This is a genomic window from Streptomyces durbertensis (assembly GCF_014156695.1).
In the GTDB taxonomy this organism is placed as follows: domain Bacteria; phylum Actinomycetota; class Actinomycetes; order Streptomycetales; family Streptomycetaceae; genus Streptomyces; species Streptomyces durbertensis.
The window spans coordinates 1-10269 of sequence record NZ_WMLF01000179.1 but is presented as its reverse complement, the minus strand read 5'-3'; the positions used below and the strand labels follow the sequence as shown (position 1 = coordinate 10269).

At 72.7% G+C, this 10269-nt stretch carries 7 protein-coding genes; 2 read left to right on the top strand and 5 right to left on the bottom strand.

What is annotated here, in order from left to right; all coding sequences use genetic code 11:
* The 4 genes from GL263_RS13890 to GL263_RS28855 form a co-directional block, all read right to left on the bottom strand.
* A partial coding sequence (locus GL263_RS13890; RefSeq protein WP_182856001.1) for a phosphotransferase family protein occupies positions 1-1023 on the bottom strand: 1023 nt, incomplete at its 3' end.
* Positions 1020-1862, bottom strand: a complete 843-nt coding sequence (locus GL263_RS13885; protein ID WP_182856000.1) for an SDR family NAD(P)-dependent oxidoreductase — start codon at positions 1860-1862, stop codon at positions 1020-1022. The genes GL263_RS13890 and GL263_RS13885, both read right to left, overlap by 4 nt.
* The gene (locus GL263_RS13880; protein ID WP_182855999.1) at positions 1859-3091 is read right to left on the bottom strand and encodes an acyl-CoA dehydrogenase family protein; all 1233 of its coding nucleotides are present in this window, start codon (positions 3089-3091) and stop codon (positions 1859-1861) included. The genes GL263_RS13885 and GL263_RS13880 overlap by 4 nt, the downstream gene beginning before the upstream one ends.
* Positions 3092-3220: 129 nt before the next feature.
* Positions 3221-3817, bottom strand: coding sequence for a TetR/AcrR family transcriptional regulator (locus GL263_RS28855; protein WP_182855998.1), 597 nt, complete (start codon positions 3815-3817; stop codon positions 3221-3223).
* Positions 3818-4018: 201 nt separating this feature from the next.
* Here GL263_RS28855 and GL263_RS13870 point away from each other — a divergent pair, with 201 nt between their 5' ends.
* Positions 4019-6325: an ATP-binding cassette domain-containing protein gene (locus tag GL263_RS13870; RefSeq protein ID WP_182855997.1), complete on the top strand. Its 2307-nt coding sequence runs from the start codon at positions 4019-4021 to the stop codon at positions 6323-6325.
* An 83-nt stretch (positions 6326-6408) separates the two neighbouring features.
* On the opposite strand, the gene GL263_RS13865 is transcribed toward GL263_RS13870, so the two are convergent.
* Complete coding sequence (locus GL263_RS13865) at positions 6409-8871, bottom strand: HAD-IC family P-type ATPase (protein ID WP_182855996.1); 2463 nt, start codon at positions 8869-8871, stop codon at positions 6409-6411.
* A 414-nt stretch (positions 8872-9285) separates the two neighbouring features.
* On the opposite strand from GL263_RS13865, the gene GL263_RS13860 reads away from it, so the two are divergent.
* Positions 9286-10269 (top strand): hypothetical protein (locus GL263_RS13860; RefSeq protein ID WP_182855995.1); only part of this gene is annotated, 984 nt, incomplete at its 3' end.

Genomic DNA, 10269 nt, shown 5'->3' with positions numbered 1-10269 from the left:
GCACCGGCGGTGCAGGTGGTGGACGGCCGTCCACAGGTGGCGGAAGGCGGGGTTGCGGGTCTGCCGGTGGTGGTAGCGGTAGTAGATCTGCTGGGCGATGGCGGCCAGTCTGAACAGGCCGTACACCTCGTAGAAGGCCCACCCCTCCACCCGCAGCCCGCTTCGCTCGGCGTAGCGCCGCACGATCTCGTCGCGGGTGAGCATGCCGGGCAGGTGGCTGGGCTGCCGGCGGGTGCGGACGGCGAGCCGTCCGTCGTCGGCCTGCACCCAGTAGGCGAGCGCGGCGCCGAGGTCCATGAGCGGGTCGCCGAGGGTGGCCATCTCCCAGTCGAGCACGCCGACGACGCGCAGCTCCTCGTCGAGGACGAGGTTGTCCAGCCGCCAGTCGTTGTGGATGACGCTGACGGCCGCGTCCGCCGGCTGGTTCGCGGCGAGCCAGCGGGTGACGTGATGGAAGCTCGGGACGTTCCAGGTGCGGGCCTGTCCGTAGCGGCGGGTCCAGCCCTCGATCTGTCGCCGCACGTAGCCCTCGCCGCGGCCGAGGTCGGCGAGGCCGGCGGCGGACGCGTCGACGGCGTGCAGTTCGGCGAGGGTGTCGACGAACCGTTCGGACAGGACGCGGGCGCGCGCGGGCCCGAGGTCCAGTTCCCGGGGCACGTTGCGGCGCGGGATCACGCCCTCGATCCGGTCCATGACGTAGAAGTCGCAGCCGATGACGTTGTGGTCCTGGCAGAGCGCCCGCACCTTCGGCACGTACGGGAACACCGGGGCGAGGCCCTGCTGCACCCGGTACTCGCGGGCCATGTCATGGGCGGAGGACGCCTTCCGGCCGGCCGGCGGCCGCCGCAGGACAAGTTCGGTGCCGGGGTAGCGCAGCAGGTAGGTGAGGTTGGAGGCGCCGCCGGAGAACTGGCCGATCTCGGGTGGACCGCCGGTGAGTTCGGGCAGCCGTTCTCGCAGCCAGGCGTCGACGCGCGCCACGTCGAAGCCGTCCTCGCCGCGTACCGGGCCGGGCTGGTTCATCGGTCCTCTCCCTGTTCCTGCGGCTGCTCCGGGGCCGGGCGTTCGTCGCGGTCCTGGGCGTCGAGCTTGGCCCTGGTGCGCTGCCAGGCACGGCGGACGGGCCGGTCGGCGAGCGGCGGGACAAGCCGTTTCAGGGTGGCGGCGACGCGTCCCTCGCGGTGGGTGTGGACGAGGAACCGGCCCCGGTCGACGGCCGCCACGACCGTCTCGGCCAACTGCTCGGGGGTGACGGACCCGTTGCGGATCATCCGTTCGGCGGACGCGGCCAGGACCGGGTCCGGGCTGCGCAGCCCGGCGCCGAGGTTGGTGGGGACAAACCCCGGGCACACGACGCTGGTTGACACGCCGTAGGGGGCCAGCTCGTGGCGGAGGGTGTCGGAGAGCGAGATGACGGCCGCCTTGGAGACGTTGTAGGAGGCCATCCCGGGCAGGTTCATCAGCCCGGCGAGCGAGGCGACGTTGACGAGGTGACCGCTGCGCTGCCGCTTGAGCAGCGGGACGAAGGTCCGGCAGCCGTTGACCGTGCCGCGCAGGTTGACGTCGAGTATCCAGTCCCAGTCGGCGGCGGTGAGGCGTTCGATCCGTCCGGCGGCGGCGACGCCGGCGTTGTTGACGAGCACGTCCAGGCCGCCCCACTCGCGTGCGCACCACGCGCGGGCGGCCCGCCACTCCTCCTCGGAGCGCACGTCCAGGCGCAGCGACTCGACGCCGGCGGCGACCGGCCGCTCGGGCGGGTCGAGGTCCGCGACGACCACCCGGGCGCCGAGCGCGGCGTACCGCCGGGCCAGTGCGCGCCCCAGGCCGGAGGCGCCTCCGGTGACCAGCACCCGTCGGCTCATGACGGCTCCCCTCCCTCGGCGGACTCGCGGTGGCGGCGGAGTTCAGCGCGGGCGACCACGCCGAGGTGGACCTCGTCCGGACCGTCGGCGAGGCGCAGGGCGCGGGCTCCGGCGAGCGCGGCGGCCAGCGGCAGGTCGTCGGAGAGCCCGGCGCCGCCGTGCAGTTGCACGGCCATGTCGACGATGTCGTAGGCCATCTCGGGGACGGCCGCCTTGACCTGCGACAACGCCTCGTAGGCGCCGAGCGGCCCGTGCTGGTCGAGCAGCCAGGCGGTGTGCAGGACGTGCAGTCTTGCCTGTTCGACGCGGATGCGGGCGCGGGCGATGCGCTCCCGGTTGCCGCCGAGGTTGGCCAGGGGGCGGCCGAAGGCGGTGCGGTCGAGGGAGCGGCGACAGGCGAGTTCCAGGGCGTGCTCGGCGAGGCCGATCATGCGCATGCAGTGGTGGATGCGTCCCGGGCCGAGCCGGCCCTGGGCGATCTCGAAGCCGCGTCCGGGCCCGGCGATGATCGCGTCCAGCGGCAGCCGGACGTCGGTGAAGGAGACCTCGCCATGGCCGTAGGGCTCGTCCTGGTAGCCGAAGACGGACAGCATGCGTTCGACCCGGACGCCGGGGGTGTCGGTCGGGACGAGCACCATCGAGTGGCGGTGGTGCCGGTCGGCGTCGGGGTCGGTGACGCCCATGAAGATCAGGAAGCGGCAACGCGGGTGTCCGATGCCGGTGCTCCACCACTTGCGGCCGTCGAGCACGACGGTGTCGCCGTCGATGCGGGCGGTGGCGGCCATGTTGGTGGCGTCGGAGGAGGCGACCTCGGGTTCGGTCATGCAGAACGCCGAGCGGATCTCGCCGGCGAGGAGCGGTTCCAGCCAGCGTTGCTGCTGCTCGGGGCTGCCGTAGTGGTAGAGCACCTCGGCGTTGCCGGTGTCGGGGGCGTTGCAGTTGAAGACCTCGGGGGCGAGGAGGGAGCGGCCCATCTCCTCGGCGAGCGGCGCGTACTCCAGCGCGGTGAGCCCGGCGCCGATCTTCGGGTCGGGCAGGAACAGGTTCCACAGGCCGGCGGCGCGGGCCTTGGCCTTCAGTTCCTCGACGACGGGCGGCACGGCCCAGCGGTCGGGCTGGCCGCGCAGCTCGCGGTGGTAGTCGGCTTCCCGGGGTTGGATCTCGGTCCGGACGAAGTCGGCGACGCGTGCGGTGTAGTCGCGCGCCCGGGGTGAGGGAGTGAAGTCCACGATCAGCACCGTCCTGTGTCGGCTACCGGGGAGTACGTAGGCTAGAGCCTTCCTGAGCAATGCTCAATAGCGCGGTCGCACGCCACCCCACCCGCCCGCCGGACTTCCGGCCGTCGGGCCGCCGCGCGGTCACTCGCCGCCCGGCGGCGCCAGCATCCGCTCCAGGCCCGCCACCAGGAAGTCCACCAGCTCCTCCGCGGACACCGTGGACTCGTCCGCCTCGATGGCCATCTCCTCGGCCATCGCCAACCAGCCCCGCACCACCAGCCGGGTGAACGGGTCGGCGGCGGGCCGGCCCACCGCCTCCAGCACCCGCTCGCCGATCACCCGCCGGTTGTTCTCGAAGACCTCCAGCACCTTCTCGTCGCCCCCCGCCCCGGCCCGGACCAGCGCCACGTAGTTCCCCCGGCGGCGCTGGACGAAGGACACGAATCCGGCCACGATGCCGCGCACCCGCTCATGCGGCGTGCGCGCCTCCTCCGGGGCCCGCGCGTGCTTGAGCACCCGCTGGGCGGCGGCCGTCACCACCGCCACGTAGTAGTCCCGCTTGGTCGGGAAGTACCGGAACAGCAGACCCCGCGAGATCCCGGCCTCGGCGGCGACCTCGTCGATCGACAGCTCGTGGATCGGCCGCGTGACCAGCAGCTTCAGCCCGACGCCGATGAGCTGCCGCCTGCGCTCCTCGGCGGTCAGACGGGTGCGCGTACGAGCGGTTTCGGCCGACATGTCGTGGACCCTAGGTTTCCCCGCCACACCGCCGCAAGCGCCGCCGACCCCGCCGACCCGCGCCCGACCCCGCTGACAACCGGGCCGGGTCCCGACGCCCGGCCCGATTGTCAGCGGGGTCGGTTACGTTGGCCGCGACCACCGCCTTCTGTTCGCCCGCGCAGGCTCGCGGGCGGCCTCAACCTGCCCTGGGGGGCCGGGATGCGCAGCAGCCACGACAGTCCGGACAGCCACCACACCACCGTCCCCGAGCCCGACCCCGACGGCCACGACACGATCCACGTCAGGGGCGCCCGCGAGAACAACCTCCGCGACGTCTCGGTCGACCTGCCCAAACGCCGCCTGACCGTCTTCACCGGCGTCTCCGGGTCCGGCAAGTCGTCGCTGGTGTTCGGCACGATCGCCGCCGAGTCGCGGCGGCTGATCAACGAGACGTACACCGCCTTCGTGCAGTCGTTCATGCCCAGCATGAGCCGGCCCGACGTGGACGAGCTGCACAACCTCAGCGCCGCCATCGTCGTCGACCAGGAGCGGATGGGCGCCAACTCCCGCTCCACCGTGGGCACCGCCACGGACGCGTACACCATGCTGCGGCTCGTCTTCAGCCGGCTCGGCACCCCGCACGCCGGCCCCTCCCCGCACTTCAGCTTCAACTCGGCCGAGGGCATGTGCCCGGAGTGCGAGGGCCTGGGCGAGGTCTCCACCATCGACCTCGACCAGATCCTGGACCGGGAGCTGTCGCTCAACGAGGGCGCGATCACCGCGCCCGGCTTCGCCGTCGACTCCTGGTACTGGCAGACGCTCGCGCACTCCGGGCTCTACGACCCGGACAAGAAGCTGCGCGACTTCACCCCGGCCGAGTGGGAGGACTTCCTCCACAAGCCCGCCACCAAGCTGCGGATCGGGTCGAACAACATCACCTACGAGGGCCTGGTCGTGAAGGTCGAGCGGGTGTACCTGAGCAAGGACCGCGACGCGATGCAGCCCCACATCCGGGCGTTCGTCGACCGGGCGGTCTTCTTCGCCGACTGCCCCGCCTGCGGCGGCACCCGGCTCAACGAGGCGGCGCTCGCCTCCCGGATCGACGGCGTCAACATCGCCGAGTGCGCGGCGATGCAGATCAGCGACCTGGCCGCGTTTGTCCACCGGCTCGACGACCCGTCCGTCGCGCCGCTGCTGAAGAACCTCCGCCACCTGCTGGACTCCCTTGTCGAGATCGGTCTCGGCTACCTCAGCCTGGACCGCACCTCGGGCAGCCTCTCCGGCGGTGAGGCGCAGCGCGTGAAGATGGTGCGGCACCTGGGCTCGCCGCTGACCGACGTCACGTACGTCTTCGACGAGCCGACCGTCGGGCTGCACCCGCACGACATCCAGCGGATGAACGACCTGCTGCTGCGGCTGCGCGGCAAGGGCAACACCGTGCTGGTCGTCGAGCACAAGCCGGAGGTCATCGCGATCGCCGACCACGTCGTCGACCTCGGTCCCGGCGCCGGGAGCGACGGCGGCCGGGTCTGCTACAGCGGGGACGTCGCCGGGCTCCGCGCGTCCGGCACGCTCACCGGGCGGCATCTCGACCACCGCACCCGGCTGCGGGAGCGGACACGCGAGCCGCGCGGCCAGCTTTCCGTCACGGGTGCGAACCAGCACAACCTGCGGAACGTCAGCGTCGACATCCCGCTCGGGGTGCTCACCGTGGTGACGGGTGTCGCCGGTTCGGGCAAGTCGTCGCTGATCCACGGCTCGCTCTCCGGAAGGGAGGGTGTGGTGGTCGCCGACCAGTCGCCGATCCGGGGTTCCCGGCGCAGCAACCCGGCCACCTACACCGGCCTGCTCACGCCCATCCGCACGGCGTTCGCGAAGGCGAACGGCGTCAAGGCCGCGCTGTTCAGCGCCAACTCCGAGGGCGCCTGCCCGAAGTGCAACGGCATCGGCCTCGTCTACACGGACCTGGCGATGATGGCCGGGGTGGCCTCGGTCTGCGAGGAGTGCGAGGGCCGGCGCTTCACGCCCGAGGTGCTGGCGTACCGGCTGCGGGGGAAGAACATCAGCGAGGTGCTGGAGATGCCGGTCACCGAGGCGCACGAGTTCTTTCCCACGGGGCAGGCCGCCGCCGTACTGGGGCGGCTGGTGGACGTCGGTCTCGGGTACCTCCGGCTCGGCCAGCCGCTGACCACCCTCTCCGGCGGCGAGCGCCAACGGCTCAAGCTGGCCATCCACATGGCGGAGAAGGCCGCCACCTACGTGCTCGACGAGCCGACCACCGGTCTGCACCTGGCCGACGTCGACAAGCTGCTGGAGCTGCTGGACCGTCTGGTGGACGCCGGCAACACCCTGGTGGTCATCGAGCACCACCAGGCGGTGATGGCCCACGCGGACTGGATCATCGACCTCGGGCCTGGCGGCGGACACGACGGCGGCCGTGTGGTGTTCACCGGCACACCCGCCGAACTCGTCGCGGATGCCGAGACGCTGACCGCCCGCCACCTGCGCGAGTACGTCGGGAGCTGAGCCGGTGGTCAGTGGAACGGCCCGCCGCGCGGCTCCCCGGTGGGGAGTCGTGCGGCGGGCCGGGAGCCCGGGCCGCGGCCCGGTCAGTCGGCGGTGACCTGGCGGCGCAGGTAGGCCCAGAGGATCTCCAGCGTCGCACCGGCCGCGACGGCGATGCCCACCGCCGTCAGCGGGGCCCGCGTGCCCACCAGGCTGATCTGGAAGAACTCCTGGAGGAACGGCACGGTCAGCACCACCGCGAAGGCGAAGCCCATCGTGCCGACCAGCAGCAGCCGCCACCAGGTGTACGGGCGGGAGATGATCGCCAGCGCCCACAGCGCGACGAGGAACAGCGTCAGGCAGGCGACGGAGGTCTCGGCCTCCAGGTTGTTGTCGTACACGCCGCGCGCCATCAGGTAGGCGCTGAACGTGGCGACGGCGGCGAGCGCGCCGGCGGGGATCGCGAAGCGCAGCACCCGGCCCACGAAGTTCGACCTCGCCCGCTCCTTGTTCGGCGCCAGCGCCAGGAAGAACGCCGGGATGCCGATGCTCAGCGAGCCGATCAGCGTCAGGTGGCGCGGCAGGAACGGGTACGGCACCTGGGCGAGCACGACGATGATCGCCAGCAGCGCCGAGTACACCGTCTTGGTGAGGAAGAGGTTCGCGACCCGCTCGATGTTGCCGATCACCCGGCGGCCCTCGGCGACGACCGACGGCAGCGTGGAGAAGTTGTTGTTGAGCAGGACGATCTGCGCGACGCCGCGCGAGGCGGGGCTGCCGGAGCCCATGGCCACCGCGATGTCGGCGTCCTTGAGGGCGAGCACGTCGTTCACGCCGTCGCCGGTCATCGCCACGGTGTGGCCGCGGGACTGGAGGGCGGTGACCATGTCGCGCTTCTGCTGCGGCCCGACCCGGCCGAAGATCGTGTTCTGCTCGACCTTGTCGGCCAGCGCCTCCGGCTCCCGCTCGGCGTCCGGCAGGGCGCGCGCGTCCACCGGGTGCTCGGCGCCCGGCAGGTCCAGGCCGCGGGCGACGGCGCCCACGGACAGCGCGTTGTCGCCGGAGATGACCTTGGTGTCGACACCCTGGTCGGCGAAGTACCGCAGGGTCTCGGGCGCCTCGGGGCGGATCCGCTGCTTGATCACGACAAGCGCCGCAGGGGTGGCGGCGCCGGGCGCGGCGGACGGGTCGGCGAGCAGCGCGTCCAGCGGCGTCGAGCAGCGGGCGAGCAGCAGCACCCGCAGGCCCTGGCCGCCGTACGCGTCGGCGTCGGCGAGCGCCGGGTGCCCGGCCGGCAGCAGCACGTCGGGGGCGCCCAGCAGCCAGGTGCGGGTGTCGCCGGTGCTGTCCGTGAGGGTGGCGCCGCTCCACTTGCGGGCGGACGAGAAGGGGGCGGCGGCCTCCACGGTCCAGCCCTCGGGGGCCGGGTGGCGGTCGATGATGGCCTGCATGCTGGCGTTGGGGCGCTCGTCGGAGGTGCCGAGCGCGCCCAGCACCTCGGCGAGACGTGCCTCGGTGGCGGCCGGGTCGCCGGAGCCCTCGGACGTGACGGGGTGGACGCCCTCGACGTCCATGGACGCCTCGGTGAGCGTGCCCGTCTTGTCGAGGCAGACGGTGTCGACCCGGGCCAGGCCCTCGATCGCCGGCAGCTCCTGCACCAGGCACTGCTTCTTGCCCAGCCGGACGACGCCGACCGCGAACGCGATGGACGTCAGCAGCACCAGGCCCTCGGGCACCATCGGCACCAGACCGCCGACCATGCGCCGGATGGCCTCCGGCAGGTCACCGTCGTTGATCATCAGCTGGCTGATGATCAACGCGATACCGGCCGGGATGATCACGTAGGTGACGTACTTGAGGATCGTGCTGATGCCCTGCCGCAGCTCGGAGTTGACGAGCGTGAAGCGCTTGGCCTCCTCGGCGAGCTGGGCGGCGTAGGCGTCCTTCCCGACCCGGGTGGTCGCGAACGCGCCCGTTCCGGCGACCACGAAGCTGCCGGACATCACCGGGTCGCCGGGCTCCTTGACCACGGGATCGGCCTCGCCGGTCAGCAGCGACTCGTCGATCTCCAGGTTGTCCGAGCCGATGACCCGCCCGTCCACGACGATCTTGTCGCCGGGACCGAGCTCGATCACGTCGTCCTTGACCACCTCGGACGCGCTCAGCGAGACGAGCACGCCGTCCCGCCACACCGACGGCCGGGTCTCGCCGACGATCGCCAGCTCGTCCAGCGTCCGCTTCGCACGGACCTCCTGGATGATGCCGATCACGGTGTTCGCCAGGATCACGCCGCCGAACAGCGCGTCCTGGATCGGCCCCACGATCAGGATGATCACAAAGAGCACGCCGATGATGGCGTTGATCCGGGTGAAGAGGTTCGCCCGTACGATCTCGCCCAGGCTGCGGCTGGAACGGCTGGGCACGTCGTTGACCTGGCCCGCCTCGACCCGCGCGGCCACCTGGCCGGCGTCCAGGCCCTGACCCCTCGCCGCTGGAACGGTCTCCCCGGTCACCGACCGGGTCGACGAGCCCTCCAGCTCGTCGACCGTCTCCAACCGTTCACTCATGTGCGATGTCCTCCGCGTTCTGCACAGCGCTGCCGACGGCCACGCCGGGGCCGTCCGGTCGACGTTAGAGCGTGGGCGGGCATTCGCACCATTCGCCGTCACCCCCGTCCGGCCGCCGCACGGGCCGCCGGCACGTCCACGCGCCCGCTGATGAGGACGCCCGAGCCGGCCCGCGAGTTGCCCGCCACCTGCGAACCCCGCTGACCAGCGCTTCCGTCGATCATCACGCTCCGGGCAATGCTCCCGTGCCGCACCACGTCAGCCCTATGGCGCAGTTCACACCCCGAACGCCCAACCCCGGCGAAACCGTCCCGCCGGGCCCGCGCGTCCCTGGCGGCGGACGACCCGGCACAATGCCGGAGTCCGATCATGACGGCGCGGCCGGGCGGGCCCGGCGGAGCTCGGGGGGAGACGATGGGCGACACCCTGTACGCGGAGAGGTCCTGGAACCGGCTGACACACGCGGTCCAGCTCAGCGCCGAGCAGCTGCGGGCCGGAGGCCGGCGCGTCCCGGTCACCGAACTCAACCTGCCGGCGATGGCCGACGCCCACCGGCACGGCCGCTGGCTGGGCGGCGGCGGGCTGTACCGGCCACTGGAGCGGCTGTCCGAAGGCCCCGGCGTCGTACCGATCACCCGCGCGGCCGGCTCCACGTGGCCGGTGCGGGTCAAGCACGCCCGGCGGTTCGCCGACGAACTCGGCGCGCTCGCCGTCCGCCTCTCCGGCGGCCCCGACGCCGTCGCCGCCGTCGCCGACCAGGCCGCCCGGCTCGGCGTGCCCCTGTGGATCGCGCGCCGCGTCGCGCACACACCGGCCGGGCCGGTCACCGTCGCCGTCGACCGCCGCCTCGTACGCGTCGACGTGTTCGCCGACGGCCTGCCGCCCGTCCGGCTCCGCGGCCCCTACGGGCTGCGCGCCGACCGCCCCGACCCCGCCGCCGACCTGACCCTCACCGTCGGCGACGAACGCGCGGTGCTCACCGTCCACCAGTCCTGGCGGAAGACCCGCCGCTCGGTGTCCGTGCGGACCTCCGCCGGCCACTGGGAGCTGATCTGGCGCGACCGCGTCTGGTCCGCGCTCGTCCACGACGGCCGGCCCGCCGCCCAGCTCTCCATGCCGACCGGCGCGCAGCGGCCGACCGTGCACGGGCTCCGCCCGCTCGCCGTCGTCCGCCACCAGAGCACCGACCCGATGGACGCGCTGATGGCGCACTTCTTCGGCGTCGCCTGCGGGCTCGGCGCGCACGTCGGCCTGCTCCGCTTCGGCGCCCGACGCGAGCAGCCGGACCAGGGCTCCGACGACACCTGGGCCGGTCCCTGGTTCACCGACGTCGGCATCGACTCCGAGGACTGCGGCCCGGCGGCGGACGCCTGCGACGGCGGAGGCGGCGGTTCCGAC